Annotated in this window: 19 protein-coding genes; 14 read left to right on the top strand and 5 right to left on the bottom strand. The window is 72.6% G+C overall.

All coding sequences use genetic code 11. From position 1 onward, the window contains the following. Positions 1–176: 176 nt before the first annotated feature. A complete protein-coding gene (acs, locus tag BGK67_RS16880) occupies positions 177–2,180 on the bottom strand; it encodes an acetate--CoA ligase (protein ID WP_079154231.1) in 2,004 nt (667 codons plus the stop codon). A gap of 166 nt (positions 2,181–2,346) precedes the next feature. Then, entirely contained in the window at positions 2,347–4,683 is a 2,337-nt protein-coding gene (locus tag BGK67_RS16875) for a SulP family inorganic anion transporter (protein WP_069920863.1), read from the bottom strand. A gap of 235 nt (positions 4,684–4,918) precedes the next feature. Here BGK67_RS16875 and BGK67_RS16870 point away from each other — a divergent pair, with 235 nt between their 5' ends. Beyond that, positions 4,919–6,229 (top strand): polysaccharide deacetylase family protein, encoded by a 1,311-nt coding sequence (locus BGK67_RS16870; protein WP_069920862.1) that lies wholly within the window; start codon positions 4,919–4,921, stop codon positions 6,227–6,229. Here BGK67_RS16870 and BGK67_RS16865 read toward each other — a convergent pair. Further along, positions 6,183–7,235: an ATP-binding protein gene (locus BGK67_RS16865; protein ID WP_167739577.1), complete on the bottom strand. Its 1,053-nt coding sequence runs from the start codon at positions 7,233–7,235 to the stop codon at positions 6,183–6,185. The two genes, BGK67_RS16870 and BGK67_RS16865, sit on opposite strands and share 47 nt — an antisense overlap. Before the next feature lie 109 nt (positions 7,236–7,344). Between BGK67_RS16865 and BGK67_RS16860 the strand changes: the two genes are divergently transcribed. Beyond that, positions 7,345–8,166: a Fic family protein gene (locus tag BGK67_RS16860; RefSeq protein WP_069920861.1), complete on the top strand. Its 822-nt coding sequence runs from the start codon at positions 7,345–7,347 to the stop codon at positions 8,164–8,166. 390 nt (positions 8,167–8,556) lie between these two features. Here BGK67_RS16860 and BGK67_RS16855 read toward each other — a convergent pair whose 3' ends face one another. Beyond that, positions 8,557–9,432: an HAD family hydrolase gene (locus BGK67_RS16855; RefSeq protein WP_069920860.1), complete on the bottom strand. Its 876-nt coding sequence runs from the start codon at positions 9,430–9,432 to the stop codon at positions 8,557–8,559. 503 nt (positions 9,433–9,935) lie between these two features. Here BGK67_RS16855 and ssd point away from each other — a divergent pair. Genes ssd through BGK67_RS16820 form a run of 7 tightly spaced genes read left to right on the top strand, consistent with a single transcriptional unit; the run spans position 9,936 to position 14,831 of the window. Beyond that, on the top strand, positions 9,936–11,060 hold the full coding sequence (gene ssd / locus BGK67_RS16850) for a septum site-determining protein Ssd (protein WP_069920859.1): 1,125 nt from the start codon (positions 9,936–9,938) through the stop codon (positions 11,058–11,060). Continuing rightward, positions 11,057–12,205, top strand: a complete 1,149-nt coding sequence (locus BGK67_RS16845; protein WP_069920858.1) for a TadA family conjugal transfer-associated ATPase — start codon at positions 11,057–11,059, stop codon at positions 12,203–12,205. Before ssd ends, BGK67_RS16845 begins: the two co-directional genes overlap by 4 nt. Further along, positions 12,202–13,086, top strand: coding sequence for a type II secretion system F family protein (locus tag BGK67_RS16840; RefSeq protein ID WP_244291240.1), 885 nt, complete (start codon positions 12,202–12,204; stop codon positions 13,084–13,086). Before BGK67_RS16845 ends, BGK67_RS16840 begins: the two co-directional genes overlap by 4 nt. Continuing rightward, positions 13,086–13,862, top strand: coding sequence for a type II secretion system F family protein (locus BGK67_RS16835; protein ID WP_069923920.1), 777 nt, complete (start codon positions 13,086–13,088; stop codon positions 13,860–13,862). The genes BGK67_RS16840 and BGK67_RS16835 overlap by 1 nt, the downstream gene beginning before the upstream one ends. Positions 13,863–13,910: 48 nt before the next feature. After that, a complete protein-coding gene (locus BGK67_RS16830; protein WP_079154230.1) occupies positions 13,911–14,108 on the top strand; it encodes a DUF4244 domain-containing protein in 198 nt (65 codons plus the stop codon). A 43-nt stretch (positions 14,109–14,151) separates the two neighbouring features. Next, entirely contained in the window at positions 14,152–14,481 is a 330-nt protein-coding gene (locus BGK67_RS16825; protein ID WP_069920856.1) for a TadE family type IV pilus minor pilin, read from the top strand. Next, positions 14,478–14,831 (top strand): Rv3654c family TadE-like protein, encoded by a 354-nt coding sequence (locus BGK67_RS16820; RefSeq protein ID WP_069920855.1) that lies wholly within the window; start codon positions 14,478–14,480, stop codon positions 14,829–14,831. The genes BGK67_RS16825 and BGK67_RS16820 overlap by 4 nt, the downstream gene beginning before the upstream one ends. Here BGK67_RS16820 and BGK67_RS16815 read toward each other — a convergent pair. After that, a complete protein-coding gene (locus tag BGK67_RS16815) occupies positions 14,779–17,253 on the bottom strand; it encodes a DEAD/DEAH box helicase (RefSeq protein ID WP_079154228.1) in 2,475 nt (824 codons plus the stop codon). The genes BGK67_RS16820 and BGK67_RS16815 overlap by 53 nt on opposite strands. An 81-nt stretch (positions 17,254–17,334) precedes the next feature. Here BGK67_RS16815 and bldG point away from each other — a divergent pair, with 81 nt between their 5' ends. The 5 genes from bldG (at position 17,335) to BGK67_RS16790 (ending at position 23,363) form a co-directional block, all read left to right on the top strand. Further along, positions 17,335–17,676: an anti-sigma factor antagonist BldG gene (gene bldG, locus BGK67_RS16810; protein WP_069920854.1), complete on the top strand. Its 342-nt coding sequence runs from the start codon at positions 17,335–17,337 to the stop codon at positions 17,674–17,676. Positions 17,677–17,776: 100 nt separating this feature from the next. Next, a complete protein-coding gene (locus tag BGK67_RS16805; RefSeq protein ID WP_069920853.1) occupies positions 17,777–18,217 on the top strand; it encodes an ATP-binding protein in 441 nt (146 codons plus the stop codon). A gap of 256 nt (positions 18,218–18,473) precedes the next feature. Beyond that, positions 18,474–20,876: a sodium-translocating pyrophosphatase gene (locus BGK67_RS16800; RefSeq protein ID WP_069920852.1), complete on the top strand. Its 2,403-nt coding sequence runs from the start codon at positions 18,474–18,476 to the stop codon at positions 20,874–20,876. A 171-nt stretch (positions 20,877–21,047) separates the two neighbouring features. Continuing rightward, positions 21,048–21,614: a small secreted protein gene (locus BGK67_RS16795; protein ID WP_069920851.1), complete on the top strand. Its 567-nt coding sequence runs from the start codon at positions 21,048–21,050 to the stop codon at positions 21,612–21,614. Between the two features lie 234 nt (positions 21,615–21,848). Beyond that, positions 21,849–23,363 carry a DUF7059 domain-containing protein gene (locus tag BGK67_RS16790; protein WP_069920850.1) on the top strand — a complete coding sequence of 505 codons (1,515 nt, stop codon included), beginning with the start codon at positions 21,849–21,851 and terminating at the stop codon, positions 23,361–23,363. The last annotated feature ends 110 nt before the right edge of the window (positions 23,364–23,473 follow it).

Below are 23,473 nucleotides of genomic sequence, written 5' to 3'. Positions count from 1 at the left end.
CCCATACGTTACAGGGTCACGCGGTCGTATCGGGTGATCTTCACCTTAAATGGGACGGGGGCGCCCGGCGCGCTGTGCGCCGGGCGCCCCCTCGGGATCCGATCGGCCCGCCGGGCCTTCTCGGTCCTTTCTCAGTCCCTTCCCGATCCCTTCGCGACCCGTGTTCCGCGCCCCGCTCAGTCCTCGCTGGACGCGGACGGCAGCTTGCTCTGGATCAGGTCCATGACCGAGGAGTCGGCGAGGGTGGTGACGTCGCCGACCGTGCGGTTCTCCGCCACGTCGCGCAGCAGACGGCGCATGATCTTGCCGGAGCGGGTCTTCGGGAGTTCCTGGACCGGCAGGATCCGCCTCGGCTTGGCGATCGGGCCGAGCGTGGCGCCCACGTGGTTGCGCAGCTCGGCGACCAGGGTGTCGGTCTCCGAGGCGCTGCCGCGCAGGATGACGAAGGCCACGATGGCCTGGCCGGTGGTCTCGTCGGTGGCGCCGACCACGGCCGCCTCGGCGACCGAGGGGTGCGAGACGAGTGCCGACTCGACCTCGGTGGTCGAGATGTTGTGGCCGGACACCAGCATCACGTCGTCCACCCGGCCGAGCAGCCAGATGTCCCCGTCCTCGTCCTTCTTGGCGCCGTCGCCCGCGAAGTACTTGCCCTCGAACCGGGACCAGTAGGTGTCGATGAACCGCTGGTCGTCGCCCCAGATGGTGCGCAGCATCGACGGCCACGGCTCGGTCAGGACCAGGTAGCCGCCTCCCCCGTCCGGGACCTCGTTCGCCTCGTCGTCGACGACGGTGGCGGCGATTCCGGGCAGCGCGCGCTGCGCCGAGCCCGGCTTGGTCTCCGTGACGCCCGGCAGGGGGGAGATCATCATCGCGCCGGTCTCGGTCTGCCACCAGGTGTCCACGATCGGGCAGCGGTCGCCGCCGATGTGCTTGCGGTACCAGATCCAGGCCTCGGGGTTGATCGGCTCGCCGACCGATCCCAGCACGCGCAGGCTCGACAGGTCGAACTTCGCGGGGATGTCGTCGCCCCACTTCATGAACGTGCGGATGGCCGTGGGCGCCGTGTAGAGGATGGTGACGCCGTACTTCTGGACGACCTCCCAGAACCGGCCCTGGTGCGGGGTGTCCGGGGTGCCCTCGTACATCACCTGGGTGGCGCCGTTCGCGAGCGGCCCGTAGACGATGTACGAGTGCCCGGTCACCCAGCCGATGTCGGCGGTGCACCAGTAGACGTCGGTCTCCGGCTTCAGGTCGAAGACGGCGTGGTGGGTGTACGCGGCCTGCGTGAGGTAGCCGCCGGAGGTGTGCAGGATGCCCTTGGGCTTCCCGGTGGTCCCCGAGGTGTACAGGATGAAGAGCGGGTGCTCGGCGTCGAAGGCCCGCGGGGTGTGCTCGGCGGACTGCCGGCCGACGACCTCGTGCCACCAGACGTCGCGGCCCTCGGTGAAGGCGGTGTCCTGGCCGGTGCGCTGGACCACCAGCACGTGCTTGACCTGCGGACACTTGCCGACGGCCTCGTCGATGGCGGGCTTGAGGGCGGTGGGCTTGCCGCGGCGGTAGCCGCCGTCGGCGGTGATGACCAGCTTCGCGTCGGCGTCCTGGATGCGGGAGGCGACGGCGTCGGCCGAGAAGCCGCCGAAGACCACGGAGTGCGCGGCCCCGATACGGGCGCACGCGAGCATCGCCACGACCGCCTCGGGGATCATCGGCAGGTAGACGGCGACGCGGTCGCCGGCCTGGACGCCCAGTTCGGTCAGGGCGTTGGCGGCCTTGGAGACCTCGTCCTTGAGCTGGGCGTAGGTGATCGAGCGGCTGTCGCCGGGCTCGCCCTCGAAGTGCAGGGCGACGCGCCCGCCGTTGCCGGCCTCGACGTGCCGGTCCACGCAGTTGTACGCGACGTTCAGCTTGCCGTCCGCGAACCATTTCGCGAAGGGCGGGTTGGTCCAGTCGAGCGTCTCGGCCGGCTCCGTGGCCCAGGTCAGCCGCCGGGCCTGCTCGGCCCAGAAGCCCAGCCGGTCCGCGTCGGCCTGTGCGTACGCGGCCTCGGTCACGTTGGCGGCGGCGGCCAGATCGGCGGGCGGTGCGAACCGCCGCTCCTCCTTGAGCAGATTGGCCAGGCTCTCATTGCTCACGACATATCCCTTTCCCAGGGTGTCCGTTGTGTCCCCGGCATAGCTCATCAGTCAGCGGCCCGGGTGACAAGAGCTAGCCGGAAATTGGTTTAGACCTATAGCGCGTCCGGGTGCGCGCGACGGCCCCCTCCCGCTGCGGGTGCGGAAAGGGGCCCAGGCGATGGCACGGATACCGGAGGGTATCGGTTCGAACCTGCCGTGAGGGTGTCGCGGATCAGGCGTTTTGCCCCACCGTGTCGAAGACCCGGCAGTCGAAGAAGTCCTCGCCCTCGGACAGCAGATAGGCCTGCGCCTCGCCCACGTGGAAGTACATCCCGTGCAGCTCCAGCGTGCCCTCGGCGAGCCGCCTGGCCACCGATTCGTGGGCCCGCAGGTGCTCCAGCTGCTGCACCACGTTGGTCAGGCACAGCTGCTCCACGGCGTCGGCCGGGAGGCGGCCCGAGATCCTGGCCCAGGCGTGGTGGCGGCTGGCCATCCGCTCCAGGCTGGGCAGCCCGTGCCGCAGCCAGCGGCGCAGCGGGGTCATGGGCATGGCGGGGGAGGAGTTGAGCAGCGCCTGCATGGCTCCGCAGCCCGAGTGCCCGCACACGGTGATGCTGTCCACCTCAAGGACGTCGACCGCGTACTCGATGGCCGCGGCGACGGAGTCGTCGGTGGACTCGGCGCCCGGCAGCGGGACGAGGTTGCCGACGTTGCGGACGGTAAACAGGTCGCCCGGTCCGCTGGCCGTGATCATGCTGGTGACCAGGCGGGAGTCCGCGCAGGTGAGGAAGAGCTGCGAGGGCCGCTGCCCTTCGCGGGCCAGGCGGGCCAGCTCGTCCCGTACGCGCGGGGCGGTGTCGCGCTGGAAGGCGCTGATCCCGCTGGCGAGTTGACCGGCGCCGCGCCGCCGCGGAGCCGGCGCCGGGGTGGCCGGTGCCGCCTCGGCGGCCGGGTCCGCAAGGGTGTCGGCGGCGGCCCGGTGGTCGCAGTGGTTCTGCCACGGGGTCCAGGGGCGGCAGCACTGGTGGCCCCCGCGCTGCGTGCCGCGCCGCGCCGGATCGGAGGGCGGGAACGCGTCGGCCCGCCGGCCGGTGACCTCCACCGATCCGCCGTGGGCGAGGTGGGAGTCCTGCCAGTCGCGCAGGGTCTCGTACGCCGCGTGGTCCATGAAGGAGCCGTCCAGCTCGATCACCACGCGCCCGTCGTGCGGGATCTGGTTCAGCACCCGGCTCAGTCGCGGTACCGCGAGGAAGGTCAGCTGTCCGCGGGCCCACACGCGGTGGACGCCGTCGTCCAGCTGTTCCGCCGTGATCCGGGTCCGGGCCAGCCGGTGCAGGGCCAGGGCGACCGCCACCGCGATGCCGACGGCCACGCCTTCCAGGACCCCGCCGAGGACCACGGCCACGATGGTCGTGCCGTAGACCGGGATCTCCCGGTGCCGGGTGACGCTGCGCAGGTGCGTGATGCTCACCATCTGGATCCCCACCGCCATGACCAGGGCCGCCAGCGCGGCGAGCGGGATCAGGTCGAGGACCGGGACCAGCAGACCGGCGGCGAGCACGATCCACAATCCGTGCATCATGGACGACTTCCGGCTGACCGCGCCGGCCTTGACGTTGGCCACGCTGCGGACGGCCACGCCCGTGATGGGCAGGCCGCCCAGCGCCCCGGACACGATGTTCGCCGCGCCCTGCCCGCGCAGTTCGCGGTTGAGGTCGACGCGCGGCGGGCGCTTCGTACCGCGCTCGGAGGCGATCAGCTTGTCGGTGGCGACCGCGGAGAGCAGCGACTCCACGCTGCCGACCAGGGTGATGGTCAGCACGGCGGCGATCAGGCCGAGCACCGGCCCTTCGGGCAGCTCGGGCAGGGCGTGGCTGCGCCAGGACGGCAGGTCGACGCGGGGCAGCGAAAGTCCGGCCAGGGCCGCGAAGGCGGTGGCCGTGGCCACGGCGGCGAGGGCGGCCGGCACCTTGCGCAGGGCACTGCCCGTCCGCCCGGGCAGGCGCGGCCAGCCGAGCAGTACGACCAGGGTCAGCACGCTGATGCCGAGCGCGACCGGGTGCAGATCCGCCAACTGGCCCGGCAGGCCGAGGACGTTCGCCACGGCGGAGCTCTGCGGGGTGCCGCCGAGGACGATGTGCAGCTGGGCCAGCGCGATGGTCACGCCGATGCCGGCGAGCATGCCGTGCACGATGGCCGGGCTGACCATGAGCGCCGACCGGGCGGTGCGCAGCACGGCGAGGCCCAGCTGGCAGAAGCCGGCGAGCACCGTGATGGCGCACGTGGTGCGCCACCCGTAGTGCTGGATCAACTCCGCGGTGACGACGGTGAGTCCGGCCGCGGGGCCGCTCACCTGGAGCGGGGCTCCGCCGAGGCGCCCGGCGACGATTCCGCCGACCGCCGCCGCGACCAGTCCGGCCTGGAGCGGGGCGCCGGTGGCCAGGGCGATGCCGAGGGAGAGGGGCAGGGCGATCAGGAACACGGCGATGGAGGCGGAGAGGTCCGCCGGCAGGTCCTTGCGGACCTGGGCGCGGTCGTCGGCTGCGGGGGTGCGTGAGGTGGCTGTCATAAGGTCCCGTCTCCTCGGGGGAGGGGTGAAGCGGCGGGAGTCTCAACACTCGGTAAATGGATGGTAATGGAGAGTAAAGGTCCGTAGTAGAAAATACGGGCAAATGGACTATGAATTAACCCTCCAGGGTGATTAAGCATTTTGTCCGGCTTGTCACACCTTCTTCACAGTGGACCGCGTGGGACGTTGCGGCGCGGAAGTCCTGCGATGGAACTGCGAGGGAGAGGTGGGGCGGATGATCGCCGCCACGAAGAAGATCGCCGGCGGCCTGGTCGCCACGGCGCTGGTCCTGGGGGCCGCCGGGTGCAGCGGCTCGCAACCCGCCGAGTCCCCGGCCTCCGGCCCCCAGAAGGCCCGCGGGGGCGTCGCCGCTCCCGATGCCCCCGGCAGCGTCAACCGGCCCATCGGCGACGGTTCGACCGCCTACACCGGCGCGCAGCCCAACGTCCGGAAGGCGCAGAAGCTCAAGCCCGGTGAGAAGCCCCCGCAGTTCGTGGTGTTCTCCTGGGACGGGGCCGGAGAGGACAGCCAGAAGCTCTTCTCGCACTTCCGCGAGGTCGGCAAGAAGTACAACGCCCGGATGACGTACTTCCTCAGCGGCGTCTACATGCTCCCGGAGGAGAAGCGCTCCCTCTACACCGCCCCGCAGCACGAGCCCGGACGTTCGGACATCGGCTTCGGCGACCTCCAGGGCATCAAGGACACCGCCACCCAGGTCCGCGCGGCCTGGCTCGAGGGCAATGAGATCGGCACCCACTTCAACGGCCACTTCTGCGGCCCCGACGGCGGCGTCGGCACCTGGTCCGTGGACGAGTGGAAGAGCGAGATCAGCCAGGCCAAGTCCTTCGTCAAGAACTGGAAGACGAACGCGGGCCTGAAGAACATGGAGGCGCTCCCCTTCGACTACGACAAGGAGCTCGTCGGGGCCCGCACCCCCTGCCTCGAAGGACAGAAGAACTTCATGCTGGCGGCCAAGGACCTGGGCTTCCGCTACGACTCCAGCGGCATCAGCAAGCAGATCTGGCCCAAGAAGACGGACGGGCTCTGGGACATCCCGCTGCAGCTGGTCCCCGTCCCGGGCCGCGCCTTCGAGACCCTGAGCATGGACTACAACTTCATGACCAACCAGTCCGGCACGACCTCACAGGGCGACCCCTCGCAGCACGCGTACTGGGGCGACCAGATGCGCGACGGCCTGCGCCAGGCCTTCGACCGCGCCTACCAGGGCAACCGGGCGCCGCTGATCATCGGCAACCACTTCGAGTCCTGGAACGGCGGCACCTACATGCGCGCCGTCGAGGAGTCCATCAAGGGGATGTGCACCCAGAAGGAGGTCCGCTGCGTGCCGTTCCGGGAGCTGGCGGACTGGCTGGACGCCCAGGACCCCAAGGTCGTGGAGTGGATGCGCACCCTCGACGTCGGCGAGGCGCCGAAGGAGGGCTGGGCGAAGTTCCTGACCGCGGGGCCGCCGCCCGCACCGCCGACGGCCCCCGCCGGGGTCACGCAGGCTGAGGAGCAGGCCGAAGCCGCGGCGGACGAGGGCTGACGAGAGCCTCGCCCCCCTCCGCGGCTTCCTCGGAGGCTTCGGCGCCCTCGCGCAGGACGAAGCCGGGGTCGACCTGGTCCGCCAGGTCGACCCCGGTCTTGGCGTTGCCCCAGCTCTCCGCGTTCTTCAGGTGGAACCGCACCATCTGCTCGGTGTACCGCTCCCAGTCGCGGTGCGCGTACGAGTCGTCCGCCGCGTCCTGCAAGGCCTGCAGGGCCAGCCGGTTGGTGGCCTCCAGCAGCTCGAAGGCGGCCGGCCGACCCTTCTCCATGGACCGCACCCAGTCGGAGTGCCCGACCGTCACCAGCAGGTCCTCGCCGACCTCGTCCTGGAGGAACTCGATGTCCTCCGGCCCCTGCACCTTGTTGCCGACGACCTTGAGCGCGACGCCGAAGTCCCGCGCGTACTCCTTGTACTGGCGGTAGACGGAGACGCCCTTGCGGGTCGGCTCGGCGACCAGGAAGGTCACGTCGAAGCGGGTGAACATGCCCGAGGCGAAGGAGTCGGAGCCCGCGGTCATGTCGACGACGACGTACTCGTCCGGCCCGTCGGCGAGGTGGTTCAGGCAGAGCTCGACCGCCCCGACCTTGGAGTGGTAGCAGGCCACGCCCAGATCGGCTTCGGTGAAGGGTCCCGTGGCCATGAGGCGTACGGGCTCCCCGTCGAGCAGGAGCGTGCGCGCGCAGGCCTCGTACACCGGGTTTTCCTCGGTGACCCGCAGCAGGCGCGAACCCCGCCCGGGCGGCGTGGTCTTGATCATCGTGTCGGCGGACGCGATGCGCGGGTTGGAGCCCCGCAGGTACTCCTTGATCAGGGGCAGGTGTGCGCCGAGTGCGGGCAGTTCGGCGGCCTCGTCCTCGCCGAGCCCGAGGGCCGTGCCCAGGTGCTGGTTGATGTCGGCGTCCACCGCGACGACCGGGGCTTCGTTTGCGGCGAGGTGGCGGATGAAGAGGGAGGACAGCGTGGTCTTGCCGCTGCCGCCCTTTCCCACGAAAGCGATCTTCATGTTCACCAAGCGTAGCGGGTCGGACGCGCTGAGTTGTCAAGGTGAGTGAAGAAGACCACTCCAAGGAGGGGTCGGTGCTACGGGCGCGCAGTGCGTAGGCTCCCTACTTATGAGTAGCGCTTCTGACCCGTTGGCCGCCCTGACCGGGCTGCCGGGTGTCGCCGATTCCGTGGATTCCGTACGCAAGGCCGTGGACCGGGTCTACGGGCACCGGGTCATGCGCCGCCGCAGCGGCGAGATCACCTCGGAGGCCGCGCTGCGCGGCGCGCGCGGGAGCGCGGCCCTGTCCGGCGCGGACTGGGCGCTCGAAGAGGTGCGGCGGCGCACCGACTTCGGCGCCGAGCCCGAGGCCCTGACGGTGGGCGCGGCGCTGCGGCTCACGGCCGAGGCCGGGCAGCTGCTGAGCATCTGGCGCCAGTCGCCGCTGCGGGTCCTGGCGCGGCTCCACCTGGTCGCGTGCGGGTCCGCCGCGGACGGGGACGTGGTGGGCCGGCCCCGGCTGGCGGGCGAACCGGTCGACGAACCGCTGGTACGGCTCCCGCTGCCGAGCGCGGACGAGGTCGCGGGCCGGCTGGACGGGCTGTCACGCCTGGTCATCGCGGGCGGCTCCGCCCCGGCGCTGGTCACGGCGGCGGTGGTGCACGGGGAGCTGCTGGCGCTGCGCCCCTTCGCCACCTGCAACGGCCTGGTGGCGCGGGCCGCCGAGCGCATCGTCCTGATCAACAGCGGCCTGGACCCGAAGGCGATCTGCCCTGCGGAGGTCGGTCACGCGGAACAGGGCCGGGAGGCCTACCTGGCCGCGTTCGAGGGGTACGTCTCCGGGACTCCGGAGGGGATGGCCGCCTGGATCGCCCACTGCGGCCGCGCCATCGAACTCGGTGTGCGCGAGTCGACGGCGGTGTGCGAGGCGCTGCAGCGCGGCGCGGCCTGAGGCTCCGAGGTTCTCGACCCCGGGGCCGGGGCTTTTGTCCGGACACGGGTTGCGGCGACACCGTCTTGCTTTGGTGTCGCCGCTGGCACTTGCGCCCAGTTACCAAGCGTCCTCGAAAGTTGCCCATCAGGTCGGGGACTTTGCCCGTCACCTGGTGCGGCTGGCCCGTAATCGACGGGTCGACGTCGCGTGGGTGCTCGGCGTTCGTGCTTCGGTCCGTGGGCCTTACTGCGTTTTAAAGATGATCCTCTCGGATGTTCTTTGGTCTCGCGGGCCGTTGCTTTATTTGTACTCCGCTTCGGAGCCATGCGAAACCCCTAGCTCCACTTTTTACTTTCCAGGGCGATCGCGGGCGAACCGGACACCCGATATCGCCACGGACCGGGGCGTTCAGGAGGACGCGGCGGCAGCCAGTGCGCCGGCCCGGCGCCGGCTCGCGTACCAGACCAGCCCGGCGGTGGCGGCCGCGGCGCCGACGGCGGCAGCGGCGACGAGCGCGGGCCGCGCGGGCATCGACAGCCCGGGCAGCCGCTGCTTCAGCCGCACCGGACGGTTGAACACGAGCACCGGCCACTCCCGGGCCAGCGCCTCCCGGCGCAGCGCCCGGTCGGGGTTGACGGCGTGCGGGTGCCCGACGGCCTCCAGCATCGGGATGTCCGTGGCCGAGTCGCTGTAGGCGTAGCAGCGGGCGAGGTCGTACCCCTCGGACTCCGCGAGCTCGCGGACGGCCTCCGCCTTCGTGGGTCCGTAGGCGTAGTACTCGATCTCGCCGGTGAAGCAGCCGTCCTCGCCCACCACCATGCGCGTGGCGACGACGCGGTCGGCGCCGAGCATCTCCCCGATCGGCTCGACCACTTCCGCGCCGGAGGTCGACACGATCACCACGTCGCGGCCCGCGGTGTGGTGGGCCTCGATGAGGGAGGCCGCCTCGTCGTAGATGATCGGGTCGATGAGGTCGTGCAGGGCTTCCGCGACGATCTCCCGGACCTGCTGCACGTTCCACCCCTTGCACAGGGCGGAGAGGTACTCGCGCATCCGTTCCATCTGGTCGTGGTCGGCGCCGCCGGCCAGGAAGATGAACTGCGTGTACGCGGTGCGCAGCACCGCTCGCCGGTTGATCAGGCCGCCCTGGTAGAAGGACTTGCTGAACGTCAGGGTGCTCGACTTCGCAATGACCGTCTTGTCCAGGTCGAAGAAGGCTGCGGTGCGGGGCGAGGAGTGCGGCAAGGGCTGATTTTCCACGCTCCGAGCATATGCGCCCACCATTCGGCGTAAGGTGTGGCGCGTGGGTTTGCCTGAGAGGGCTCTCGGGTACACCATGGAAGTCACGGATCGTTCGCGACCGTGCTAACCCGGTCTGGCTCCTCCCCCCCCGAGTCGGACCGTGGGGACGACCCCCGCTCTCCCCCCCGGCGGGGGGCGTCGCATGTCCGGACGCGGTTCGCGTCCCTGCCTTCGGCCCCGAGTGACCACCCCCTCGGCCCTCCTCGTCATACGGCGCCTTCCCGGCGAAGGCCCACACCCTTATGACTCGTGACGGTGCGTAGTGGTTCCGCCGCGCTGTGGAAGTCACCTTGTCGGGTGACCGGGTTATTCACAATCGACGCGGTGTCCACAGTTTTCTAGCAAGATCCACTTCTTTTTCCCGATCGCTGCACGGTGATTCCAGCCGCGAAGTCCGCGGTGCTGGATATCGCAGGGAGAAGGAGGCGGAGATCGTGGCTCGATCGAAGTCGTGTGAAACACCGGCGGACCGGGCGGAGGCCGCGGTGGGCGGGGCCGCGTCCGCGGCGTCGGCCGGGGGCGCGGGCGGGCGGCCGCTGATCATCACCGAGGATCCCCTGCTGCTCGACGATCTGCTGCGGCTGTGCGCCGCCGCGGGCGCCGAGCCGCACGTGCACCACGAGGTGCCGGAGCCGAGCGGGGCGGGCGGATCGGGCGGGAGCACCGGCTGGGAGTCCGCGCCGCTCGTCCTGGTCGGGGACGACGCCGCCCGGCGGGTGCGCGGGGCGCCGCGCCGGGACGGCGTGTTCCTCGTCGGACGGGACCTGGACGACCCCCTCGTGTGGCAGCGGGCGGTGGAGATCGGCGCCGAGGAGGTGCTGAGGCTCCCCGACGCCGAGAGCCGCCTGGTCGACCGGATCGCCGACGTGGTGGAGGGAGCCGGCCGGCCCGCCCTCGCCGTCGGAGTGATCGGCGGCAGCGGCGGGGCCGGGGCCTCCACCCTCGCCTGCGCCCTGGCCCTACGGGCGGCTCGCACGGGTGAGCGGACCATCCTCATCGACGGGGACCCGCTGGGCGGCGGCATGGACGTCCTGCTCGGGGGCGAGGCCGCCGAAGGGCTGCGCTGGCCCGACTTCGCGGCATCGCGCGGACGGGTCGGCGCGGGAGCCCTGGAGGAGTCCCTGCCCGAACTGCACGCCCTGCGCGTGCTCAGCTGGGACCGCGGGGACCGGGTGGTGGTGCCGCCCGCCGCCATGCGGTCGGTGGTGGCCGCCGCCCGGCGCCGGGGCGGGGTCGTCGTGGTCGACCTGCCGCGCCGGGTCGACGAAGCCGTGGCCGAGGTGCTGGCCCAGCTCGACCTGGTGCTGATGGTGGTGCCGGGCGAGCTGCGCTCGGTGGCCGCCGCGGGCCGGGTGGCCGCAGGAGTACGGATGGTGGCCCGGGACGTGCGCGTCGTCGTCCGGGGGCGCTGCCCGGGCGGACTCGAACCGGAGGCCGTGGCCGCCCTCCTGGGAGCGCCGCTGGCCGGTGAGGTGCCGGTCGAGGTGGGGCTCCCGGGCCGGGTGGCTGAAGGAGAGCCGCCGGGGTCGCAGGGGCGGGGCGCGCTGGCCCGCTTCTGCGACGGGTTCTGGCAGCGGGCGCTCGGCTCCGCCCAGGGGGTGCCGGCATGAGCGCGGTGCTCCTGGACGCGGTGCGCAGGCGGCTCGCCGAGACCGGGGCGGAACCGACCCCGGCGCGGGTGGCCGCGGCCCTGCGGGCACAGGGCCGGCTGCTGGGCGATGCCGAAGTGCTCGGAGTCGCCGCGGAGTTACGGTCCGAGCTGGTCGGCGCCGGCCCGCTGGAGCCGCTGCTCGCCGACCCGGAGGTCACCGACGTGCTGGTGGCGGCCCCCGACCGGGTGTGGGTGGACCGGGGCGGCGGGCTGGAGCTGACCGGGGTGACCTTCGAGGGCCCCGAGGGCGTGCGCAGGCTCGCCCAGCGGCTGGCCGCCGTGGCGGGGCGCCGGCTGGACGACGCCCGGCCCTGGGTGGACGCCCGGATGCCGGACGGCACCCGGCTGCACGCGGTGCTCCCACCGGTGTCCGTCGGATCGGCCTGCCTCTCGCTGCGCGTGGTGCGGCCGCGGGCGTTCACGCTGGAGGAGCTGGTCGCGGCGGGCACCCTGCCGCCCGGCGGACACCGGCTGCTGCGGGACATGGTCGAGGCCCGGCTCTCCTTCCTCGTCTCGGGCGGGACCGGCACGGGCAAGACCACGCTGCTCAGCGCCCTGTTGGGGCTGGTCGGTCCCGGCGAGCGGATCGTGCTGGCCGAGGATTCGGCCGAGCTGCGCCCCGATCATCCGCATGTGGTGCGGCTGGAGACGCGGCCCGCCAACCAGGAGGGCGCGGGGCAGGTCACCTTGGCGGACCTGGTGCGCCAAGCCCTGCGGATGCGCCCCGACCGGCTGGTGGTGGGCGAGGTTCGGGGTCCGGAGGTCGCGGATCTCCTGGCGGCGCTGAACACGGGCCACGAGGGCGGCTGCGGCACGGTGCACGCCAATGCGGCCGCCCATGTGCCGGCCCGGCTGGAGGCCCTGGGGACGGCGGCCGGGCTCGACCGGGCCGCCCTGCACAGCCAGCTGGCGGCCGCGCTGACCCTGGTGGTCCACCTCGTCCGGGACCGCGAAGGCCGGCGCCGGGTGGCCGAGGTGCACGTGCTGGAGCGGGACGCGGCCGGGCTGGTGGTGACCGTGCCGGCGCTGCGCTGGTCGGCGCGGGGCTTCGTACGGGAGCGGGGCTGGGAGCGGCTGCGCCCCTTGCTGCGGGGTGCCCGGTGAGCCCCGGGGCGGCGCTGCCGGTGCCGGTGTTCGCCGGGGTGCTGTGTGCCGTGGCCGCCGCCTGGGGGCTCACCGGCACGGACCGGGTGTCCCGGCGGGCCCGGGCGGTGCTGGCCGGGGGCGGTCCGGTGGTGCCGCGCGGCCCGGCCCGCATGGATCTGCTGCTGGCCGGCGTGCGGGTGCGGGCGGCGCGGTGGCCGGAGTGGTCGGCTCTCGGGGCCGGGCTGCTGGTCGCCGTGCTCGGCGGGTCGGTGATCCCGCTGCTGGCAGGGGCTGCCGCGGTGCCGCTGGCGAGGCGCTGGCTGCGGACCCGGGCGCGGGAGCGGGCCCGGGCGGCGCGGGCCGTCGAGGTGGTGGCGCTGTGCGGGGCGGTGGTGGGCGAGCTGCGGGCGGGAGCCCAGCCCGGGCAGGCCCTGACGGCGGCGATGCGGCGGACGGCGGACGGTCCCGGCGGTCCGGGCGCCGCGGAGGCGGGGGTGCTGGCCGCGGCGGCGTTCGGCGGGGACGTGCCCGGGGCGCTGCGGCAGGCTGCCCGCGAGCCCGGCGCGGAGGGGCTGGCCGGGATGGCCGCCTGCTGGCGGGTGTCGGTGGACGGCGGTGCGGGTCTGGCCGCCGGCCTGGACCGGCTGGAGGGCGCTCTGCGGGCCGAGCGGGACCGGCAGGAGTCGTTGCGGGCCCAGCTGGCGGGGGCGCGTTCCACGGCGGTGGTGCTCGCCCTGCTGCCCCTGGTGGGGCTGCTGATCGGGACGGGGCTGGGCGCGGATCCGCTGCGGGTGCTGCTGCACACCCCGATGGGCTGGGGGTGTCTGGTCGCGGGCGCGGTGCTGGAGGCGCTGGGGCTGCTGTGGTGCCGGCGGATCGTGCGGACGGGGGAGCGGTGATGGGCGGTTTCGCGGTCCACAGGCTGGGGATGGTGCTGTGCCTGGCGGCGGCGGCGCTCTGCGCGGTGTCGGCGCTGGCGGCGGGGATCCGGGAGCGGCGGGGCCGGCGCAGAGCCGGGCTGCTGCTGGGGGTACGGCCGGGCCGGCGGGAAGCGGTGTGGCGCGTTCGGACGCGCGGCGCGGTGGCCGCCTGGGCCGGGCCGGCCGGCGCGGTGCTGGCGGGCTGGGTGCTCGTCGGCGGGGTCGCCGGGGCGGCCGTCGGAGCCCTCGCGGCGCTCGGAGTGCGGCGCCGGCAGGCCAGGGCCCGCCCTCCGGCCGCGGTGGACCTTCGGGAGGCGGAGCGTCAGCTGCCGTTCGCCGCCGACCTGTTGGCCGCCTGTCTGGCGGCCGGGGCCGGGCCCGTGGAGGCCGCGGAGGTCGTGGGGGAGTCGCTCGGGGGCCCGGTGGGCGAGCGGCTGGCGCGGGCCGGGGCGGAGCTGCGGCTCGGCGGTGAACCAGGTGCCGGGTGGGGGAGGTTGGCGGAGATACCGGGTGCCCGAGACCTCGCGCGCTGCCTGGAGCGGGCCGCCCGGACGGGGGCTCCCGCCGCGGAACCGGTCTCCCGGCTCGCCTCGGCCCTCCGGGAGGACCGGTCCCGGCAGGCGGGCGCCAGGGCGCAGCGGGCGGCGGTGCTCGTGACGGCGCCGGTCGGACTGTGCTTCCTCCCCGCATTTCTCGCGATCGGGGTCGCGCCGGTGGTGATCGGAATGGCCTCCGGTCTTCTCTCGAACACCTGACGTCACATTAACCACTCACATCAACAACGGAAATCAATAGGAGCAGCCATGAGGATCATCTGGTTTCGGGCGTGGACGGCACTGCGCGGTCGCGGACGCGATGCGGGGATGTCCACTTCGGAATACGCCATGGGCACGATCGCGGCCTGTGCGTTCGCCGCGGTTCTGTACAAGGTGGTGACGAGCGAGGTGGTCTCCACGGCCCTTCAGTCGACCATCGGAAAGGCACTCGATGTGCCGTTCTGAGGACGATTCCGGAGCCGTCCGGAATACGGCGGACCGGGGATTCGTGACGGCGGAGGCGGCCCTGGTGATTCCGGCCCTGGTGCTCTTCGCGGCGCTGCTGGTGTGGGCGCTGATGGCGGCGGCCGCCCAGATCCGGTGCGTGGACGCGGCCCGGGCCGGCGCCCGGGCGGCGGCCCGGTCGGAGCCGGCGGAAGTGGCGGTGGCGGCCGCCCGGGCGGCCGCGCCGTCAGGGTCCCGGGTGGAGCTGGAGCGGGAGGGCGACCTCTGGCGGGTCCGGGTGGCGGCCCCGGCTCCCGGTCCGCGCGGCCTGCCGGTACGGCTCGGGGCGCAGGCGGTGGCCCTGGCGGAGGACAGCGTGGGGCCGCCGCCGTGAGCCGGGACCGGGGTTCGGCCACGGTCTGGGCGGTGCTCGCGGCGACGGTGCTGGGGGCCGTCTTCGGCGGTGTGCTGCTGCTCGGCCAGGCGGTGGTGGCCCGGCACCGGGCGGCGGCCGCCGCGGACCTGGCGGCGCTCGCGGCGGCGGCGACCTGGGCCCACGGGCCCGAGACGGCCTGCGGGGCGGCGCTGCGGGTGGCCCGGGCCCAGGGCGCGGCCCTGGCCGCCTGCAGCCTCGAGGGCGAGGTCGCCGAGGTCACGGCGCGCCCGGCGGCCGGGACCTTCACCCCGGAGATCAGGGCCCGGGCGGGCCCGCCTCGGGAGGGGACTGGGCCAGGAGGCGGGTGAGCAGGCGGATGGCGCCGCGCTTGTGGAGCGGGTCGTTGCCGTTGCCGCATTTGGGCGACTGGATGCAGGAAGGGCAGCCGGCCTCGCATTCGCAGGCGGCGATGGCGTCGCGGGTCGCCGTCAGCCAGGCGCGGGCGGTGTGGAAGGCCCGCTCCGCGAACCCGGCGCCGCCGGGGTGGCCGTCGTAGACGAAGACCGTGGGGAGGAGGGTGTCGGGATGCAGCGGCACGGAGACGCCGCCGATGTCCCAGCGGTCGCAGGTGGCGAACAGCGGGAGCAGGCCGATGGAGGCGTGCTCGGCGGCGTGCAGGGCGCCGCCGAGGATCTCCGGGTTGATCCGGGCCTCGTCGAGCTGGTCCTCGGTGACCGTCCACCACACGGCCCGGGTGCGCAGGGTGCGGGGCGGCAGGTCCAGTTTGGCCTCGCCCAGCACCTCGCCGGTGATCAGTTTGCGCCGAAGGTAGGAGACCACCTGGTTGGTGACCTCGACGGAGCCGTAGCAGAGCCGGGCCGGGCCCCAGGGGACCTCGGTCTCGGTCTCCAGGACGGAGATGGAGGTGATGTCACGGGCGGTGGTGGAGTAGGGCGGGTTCGCCTCCTCGACGAGGGCCACCGCGTCCTCCAGGTCCAGGTGCCGCACGAGGTACGTGCGGCCCTGGTGGAGGTGGACGGCCCCCTCGTGGACGGCGGTGTGGGCGGCCGACTCGTCGACCGTGCCCAGCAGCCGTCCGGTCGAGGCCTCGACGATCTGCACCGGGCGGCCGCCGCCGCCCCGGATGTCGGTCAGGTCCGAGGCCCGCTCCCGGCGGGTCCAGTGCCAGGCCGTGGCCCGCCGGCGGAGCAGCTTGGCCGCTTCGAGCTGGGGGAGGAGCTCCTGGGTCGCCGGGCCGAAGAGGTCCAGGTCCGCCTCGGTCAGCGGGAGCTCCGCCGCGGCCGCGCACAGGTGGGGGGCGAGGACGTACGGGTTGTCGGGGTCCAGCACGGTGGCTTCCACGGGCCGGTGGAACAGCGCCTCCGGGTGGTGGACCAGGTAGGTGTCCAGCGGGTCGTCGCGGGCGATCAACACGGCCAGGGCGCCCTGGCCCGAGCGCCCGGCGCGGCCCGCCTGCTGCCACAGGGACGCCCTGGTGCCCGGGTAGCCGGTGATCAGGACGGCGTCCAGGCCCGAGACGTCCACGCCCAGCTCCAGGGCGGTCGTGGCGGCCAGCCCCAGCAGCTCGCCGGAGTGCAGGGCCCGCTCCAGGGCCCGGCGCTCCTCGGGCAGGTAGCCGCCCCGGTAGGCCGCGACCCGCCGGGCCAGTGACCGGTCCACCTCGGAGAGGCGTTCCTGGGCGATCACCGAGATCAGCTCGGCGCCGCGCCGGGAGCGCACGAAGGCGACCGTACGGACCCCCTGGAGGACCAGGTCGGTCAGCAGGTCGGCGGTCTCGGCCGTGGCCGTACGGCGCACGGGCGCGCCCTTCTCGCCGCGCAGCTCGGTCAGAAGCGGCGGCTCCCACAGGGCGAAGACCACCTCGCCGCGCGGCGAGGCGTCCTCGGTGATCTCGATCACCCGGGTCCCGGTCAGCCGGGAGGCCGCGGCCCCCGGATGGCCGGCCGTGGCCGAGGCCAGCAGGAACACCGGATCGGAGCCGTAGCGGGCGCACAGCCGCCGCAGCCGGCGCAGCACCTGGGCCACGTGGGAGCCGAAGACCCCGCGGTAGGAGTGGCACTCGTCGATCACGACGTAGCGCAGGGCCTTCAGGAAGGAGGACCAGCGGGGGTGGGCCGGGAGGATGCCGCGGTGCAGCATGTCGGGGTTGGTGAGGACGTAATTGGCGTACTGGCGCACCCATTCGCGTTCTTCCATCGGTGTGTCGCCGTCGTAGACGGCGGGGCGGACCGCGTTGCCGAGCGGGGCTGCCAGTTCCCGTACGGCGCGCCGCTGGTCGGCCGCCAGAGCTTTGGTCGGGGACAGGTAGAGGGCGGTGGCACCCCTGCCGTTCGGGGCCTCGGCGCCGTCCGCGAGGGCGGAGAGCACGGGAGCCAGGTAGGCCAGCGACTTGCCCGAGGCGGTGCCGGTGGCGACCACGACGGACCGGCCGTCCAGGGCGTGCTCGGCCGCGGCGGCCTGGTGTTCCCACGGATGGCCGATCCCGGCCGCCTCAATCGCGGCCACGACATCCGTTCGGATGCGGTCGGGCCAGACTGCATGACGGCCCGCCCTTGGGGGCAAGTGCTCCGTATGGGTGATGCGCGCAGCCCGGGAAGGCCCCCGTGACAGGCGGTCCAGGACCGTGCCGGGAGTGGGTCGTGGGTCCGCTGGTGCCGTGGGCCGACCGGGGCGGTGAGTATTGGCCATTGGAACCGAGTGTGTCACTGGCGTGCGGGACAATGGTCCCAAGGCGTCGTGCGCGCCTGCCGGTAAGTGATTGAATGCCATCGCGGCAGCCAATCCCTCGCCCACCTCCGGGTGGGGAGGCCCCTGGGGGGCGCCGCTCGATAGCAAGGTGCTGGAGGATCCGTGGACCTGTCCCTGTCGACTCGCACTGTCGGCGACCGTACGGTCGTAGAGGTCGGTGGCGAGATTGATGTGTATACCGCGCCCAAGCTGCGCGAGCAGTTGGTCGAGTTGGTGAACGACGGCAGCTACCACCTGGTTGTCGACATGGAGCGAGTGGACTTCCTCGACTCCACCGGACTCGGTGTGCTCGTGGGAGGCCTCAAGCGCGTCCGCGCGCACGAGGGTTCGCTGCGTCTGGTGTGCAACCAGGAGCGCATCCTGAAGATCTTCCGCATCACCGGTCTGACCAAGGTGTTCCCGATCCACACCTCCGTGGAAGACGCTGTCAACGCCACCGACTGACGGCTCCCGAAGGCAGGGAGCCGATAGGAGAACGGGGGTACCGGGCCACTGATGGCCCGGGCCCCTGTCAAGGCACGCCCGTAGTCCGAGGGGGACGCGCATGGCCACCGTTGAACTGCGCTTCAGCGCCCAGCCCGAACACGTCCGGACGGCCCGCCTCGTCGCGGCCGCCGTGGCGCGCCGGGCCGGAGTGGAGGAAGCCGTCCTCGACGAGGTCCGCCTCGCCGTGGGCGAGGCCTGCTCGCGTGCCGTCGGACTGCACCGCAGCAACGGGCTGACCGCGCCCGTCCGGGTCGTCCTGACCGAGGAGGAGAAGGTGTTCTCCATCGAGGTCGGCGACGAGGTTCCCGGACCGGCCGGCGGCCCGGGCGACGGCGTGTCCGGCATCGACGCCGTCCTGGACCCCGACATCGAGGGTGAGGACGAGATGGGCCTCGCCGTGATCAGCGGACTCGTCGACGACGTCGAGGTGACCAGTGGGGAATCGGGCGGGACCATCCGGATGAGCTGGCCCGTCCTGGGAGCCGCCGATCTGCCGTAGATCCACTGCGCGCGGATTCCTTCGTATCTTCCGATCTTTATCAAGGCCCTGCTGAGCAGGGCCTTTTTCATTTCCCTAGATCAATGACCGGGCGTCAATGCCTTTGCCCCATTACTACTTTCGAGGGTAATGGAGTGACGCGATCTATTGCTGAGGAGCAAGAGCACGCCAATTGCGTTTCCGGCGCACTGTTTTGATCAGGGTGCGCTCCCTACAATCCGTCCACATCTTGAGCTCATCACGTCAAGGAGGACGAATGACGGGGCTCTTCACCCCTATCGCGCCGGATCGCACCTCGGATCTGGCAGCCGCAGTACTCACCGATGACAACCGGCTCATCGTGATCGTCATCGCGGCCGTGGCACTGGCCGCGCTCGTCGTCGCGCAGATCCTGGTCCGCCAGGTGCTCGCAGCCGACGAGGGCACCGACAACATGAAGAAGATCGCCGCGGCCGTCCAGGAGGGCGCCAACGCCTACCTGGGACGTCAGCTGCGCACGCTCGGCGTCTTCGCCGTCGTGGTGTTCTTCCTGCTCTTCCTGCTCCCCGCCGACACCTGGTCGCAGCGGGCGGGACGTTCCGCCTTCTTCCTCGTGGGCGCCCTCTTCTCGGCGGCCACCGGCTACATCGGCATGCGGCTCGCGGTCCGCGCCAACGTCCGCGTCGCCGCGGCAGCGCGCGAGGCCACCCCCGCCGAGGGCGAGCCCGCCAAGGACCTGATCGAGGTCTCCCACAAGGCGATGAAGATCGCCTTCCGTACGGGCGGCGTCGTCGGCATGTTCACCGTCGGCCTCGGCCTGCTCGGCGCCTCCTGCGTCGTCCTGGTCTACGCGGCCGACGCCCCCAAGGTCCTCGAGGGCTTCGGTCTCGGCGCCGCGCTGATCGCGATGTTCATGCGTGTCGGCGGCGGCATCTTCACCAAGGCCGCCGACGTCGGCGCCGACCTGGTCGGCAAGGTCGAACAGGGCATTCCGGAGGACGACCCGCGCAATGCCGCGACCATCGCCGACAACGTGGGCGACAACGTCGGCGACTGCGCGGGCATGGCCGCCGACCTCTTCGAGTCGTACGCCGTCACCCTGGTGGCCGCGCTCATCCTCGGCAAGGCCGCCTTCGGCGACCTGGGCCTGGCCTTCCCGCTGATCGTCCCCGCGATCGGCGTGATCACCGCGATGATCGGCATCTTCGCGGTCTCCCCGCGCCGCAGCGACCGCAGCGGCATGACCGCCATCAACCGCGGCTTCTTCATCTCGGCCGTGATCTCCCTGGTCCTGGTCGCGATCGCCGTCTACGCCTACCTGCCGGCCACCTACAAGGAGCTCGTCGGCGTCGAGAACGCCGCGATCCTGAACCACTCCGGGGACCCGCGCGTCCTGGCCGTCGTCGCCGTCGCGATCGGCATCGTGCTCGCGGCCCTGATCCAGCAGCTGACCGGCTACTTCACCGAGACCAACCGCCGTCCCGTCCGGGACATCGGCAAGTCCTCCCTCACGGGAGCGGCCACCGTCGTCCTCGCCGGCATCTCGGTCGGTCTGGAGTCCGCGGTCTACACGGCGCTGCTGATCGGCCTCGGCGTCTACGGCGCTTTCCTGCTCGGCGGAACGTCGATCATGCTCGCGCTCTTCGCGGTGGCCCTGGCCGGCACCGGCCTGCTCACCACCGTCGGCGTCATCGTCGCCATGGACACCTTCGGCCCGGTCTCCGACAACGCCCAGGGCATCGCCGAGATGTCCGGGGACGTCGAGGGCGCCGGAGCCCAGGTCCTGACCGACCTGGACGCGGTGGGCAACACCACCAAGGCCATCACCAAGGGCATCGCCATCGCCACGGCCGTGCTCGCCGCGGCCGCGCTGTTCGGCTCGTACAACGACGCGATCGCCACCGCCGTCAGGGAAGTCGGGGCCAAGGCCGGGGAGATGAACCTCAGCCTGGACATCGCGCAGCCCAACAACCTCGTCGGGCTGATCTTGGGCGCGGCGGTCGTGTTCCTGTTCTCCGGCCTGGCCATCAACGCGGTCTCCCGCTCCGCGGGCGCCGTGGTCTACGAGGTGCGCCGCCAGTTCCGCGAGCACCCCGGGATCATGGACTACTCCGAGAAGCCCGAGTACGGGCGCGTCGTGGACATCTGCACCAAGGACGCGCTGCGCGAGCTCGCCACGCCCGGCCTGCTCGCCGTCCTCACCCCGATCGCCGTGGGCTTCAGCCTCGGCGTCGGCGCCCTCGGCTCCTTCCTCGCGGGCGCCATCGGCACCGGCACGCTCATGGCGGTCTTCCTCGCCAACTCCGGCGGTGCGTGGGACAACGCGAAGAAGCTCGTCGAGGACGGCCACCACGGCGGCAAGGGCAGCGAGGCCCACGCCGCGGTCGTCATCGGCGACACGGTCGGCGACCCGTTCAAGGACACCGCCGGTCCGGCGATCAACCCGCTGCTCAAGGTCATGAACCTGGTGGCGCTGCTGATCGCCCCGGCGGTGGTGCAGTTCAGCTACGGCCCGGACACCAGTGCGACCGTACGGGCGATCGTCGCGGTCCTCGCGATCGGCGTCATCATCGGCGCGGTGTACGTCTCCAAGCGCCGCGGCATCGCGGTCGGGGAGGAGCCCGAGGGCGCAGCCGCCGAGCGGGTGGGCCAGTCGCCCGACCCCGCGACGGTCTCCTGACCCGAGGCACGATGCGGCAGGGGCACGGACCGGGCTGAGCCGGCCGCAAGCCCCGTACGCCCGAACGGCGGACAGGCGGCGCGGACTGACGCGCCGTCTGTCCGCCTTTGTGCGTCGCCGGATGACGGCCGTGTATCTTCCGGGCCGAGAGCCTTCGAAGGGACCAATCCGGTGAACAAGAAGCTTGCGGCCGCGGTGTCGGGCGGTGCGGTACTGATGCTCGTCCTGTCCGGGTGCGGTGGCGACGACAGCGACAAGAAGGCCGACGCCTGGGCCAAGAAGGTCTGTGACCAGTGGCAGCCCGAGCTGAAGAAGGTCGAGGCGGCCAACGCCGAGATCAAGCGCGTGGCGACGGAGAGCAGCAAGCCCGAGGAGGTCCAGAAGACCGACTCGGCGGCGTTCGCGACCATGTCCGAGTCGTACAAGACGATGGGGACCGCGCTGCGGGAGGCGGGAGTTCCGCCGGTCAAGAACGGCCAGGCGACCCTGGACGCGGCGGTCAAGGGCTTCGAGGAGACCTCGAAGGGCTATGCCGACCTGAAGACCAAGATGGACGCCCTCGACGCCAAGGACCAGACGAAGTTCGCCGAGGGGCTCAAGGAGCTGGCGGGCGGGCTCCAGGAGGCCACGAAGGGCGGCAAGGACGCCCTCGCCCAGCTCAACGCGGGCGGCCTCGACAAGGCGATGAACAGCCAGAAGGGCTGCCAGGTCACGGCGCCCTCGCCGACGCCCAAGTAGCCCGGTGGGGCGGTGAGCTGACGGCGGCCGGGGCGGCCGCGTTCCGGAAGGGACGCGGCCGCCCCGCCGTGCGTCCGGGCCCCGCGACGGACCCGGGCCTGGCCACGGCGGACCCGGGCCTGGCCACGGCACTGACGCCGGCCTTCCTCCGGTCCGGTGGCCGGTCTCGGGAACGCCCGCGCCGAAGGCGGCGCGGGCGCACGGATTGTCGCTCCCAGCGGCCACAATGGTGGGGTGAGTACCACCAGCCTTCCCTCGCCCGAGCACGCCGCCGAGCTGCGCACCGCCCTGCTGGCCGCCGGCTTCACCGCCGACGGGCTGCTCGACCTGCTCGGAGCCCCCGCCTACGCCGCGCTCGCCCGCAGCGAGACGGTCCCCGCCCTGCGCGCCACCCGCGGCGGCGGTGACGGCGCGCTCGCCACCCTGGTCCGGCTGTTCCTGCTCCGGCAGCCTGTCCCGTACGTGCACGCCGAGGGCGCGCTGCCCGTCGAGGCGGCCATTGCCGACGGCTGGCTGCGGGTGGAGGGCGACGAGGTGCACGCCACCGTCGACGTGCGCCCGTACGGCGGACCCGGCGGCGAGGACTGGTTCATCGTCTCCGACCTCGGCTGCGCCGTCGGTGGGGCCGGCGGGATCGGCAGCCGCGAGGAGGGCGTGGTCCTCGGGGTCGGCGGTGCTTCGACCACGCTGGCCGGGATCACCGTCCGCGTCCCGGTGGGCTCGGCCCTGGACCTCGGCACCGGATCGGGCATCCAGGCGCTGCACGCGGCCCAGCACGCCACCCGGGTCACGGCCACCGACGTCAACCCCCGGGCGCTGGAGTTCACCCGTCTGACGCTGGCGCTGTCCGGCGCCCCGGAGGCGGAGCTGCTCACCGGCTCGCTCTTCGAACCGGTCGGGGACGCGACGTACGACCTGATCGTGTCCAACCCGCCGTTCGTGATCTCCCCCGGCGCCCGCCTCACGTACCGGGACGGCGGCATGGGCGGCGACGACCTGTGCCGGACCCTGGTCCAGGAGGCCGGCGCGCACCTCAAACCCGGTGGGTACGCGCAGTTCCTGGGCAACTGGCAGCACGTGGAGGGCGAGGACTGGCACGACCGGGTCCGCTCCTGGGTGCCGCGCGGCTGTGACGCGTGGATCGTGCAGCGTGACGTGCAGGACGTGACGCAGTACGCCGAGCTGTGGCTGCGGGACGCGGGCGACCACCGCGCCGACCCGGCCGAGTACGCACGGAGGTACGAGGACTGGCTGGACGAGTTCGAGGCGCGCAAGACGAAGTCCGTAGGCTTCGGGTGGATCACCTTGCGCCGGACGGACGCGGCCGAGCCCTCGATCGTGGTCGAGGAGTGGCCGCACTCGGTGGAGCAGCCGCTCGGCGAGACCGTCCTGGCCCACTTCGCGCGCCAGGACTACCTGCGAGACCACGATGACGCGGCCCTGCTGGAGGGCTACTTCCAGCTGGCCGTCGAGGTCGTGCAGGAGCAGGTCGGCGCGCCCGGCTCGGAGGACCCGGAGCACGTCGTGCTCCGGCAGAACCGCGGCATGCGGCGCGCGACCAAGGTCGACACGGTCGGCGCGGGCTTCGCCGGAGTGTGTGACGGCTCACTGAGCGCGGGCCGGATCCTGGACGCGATCGCGCACCTCGTGCAGGAAGATCCGGTCGTGCTGCGGGACCGCACCCCGGAGGCGATCCGGATGCTGGTCGAGCAGGGCTTCCTGGAGCCCGTCCAGGGCCCCAGGCGGTAGCCGGAACCGGGATGTAACCCAGGGTTCGCCCGCCGTACCCGAACGGCTGGAAGGGTCTGCGACTGCGGGATCCGGGGGGATTCCGGGAGCGGCCCAGGGGTAGGGAGAGC

The organism is Streptomyces subrutilus, assembly GCF_001746425.1.
GTDB classification, from domain to species: Bacteria; Actinomycetota; Actinomycetes; order Streptomycetales; family Streptomycetaceae; genus Streptomyces; species Streptomyces subrutilus_A.
This window is presented reverse-complemented; position numbering and strand designations above follow the sequence as displayed.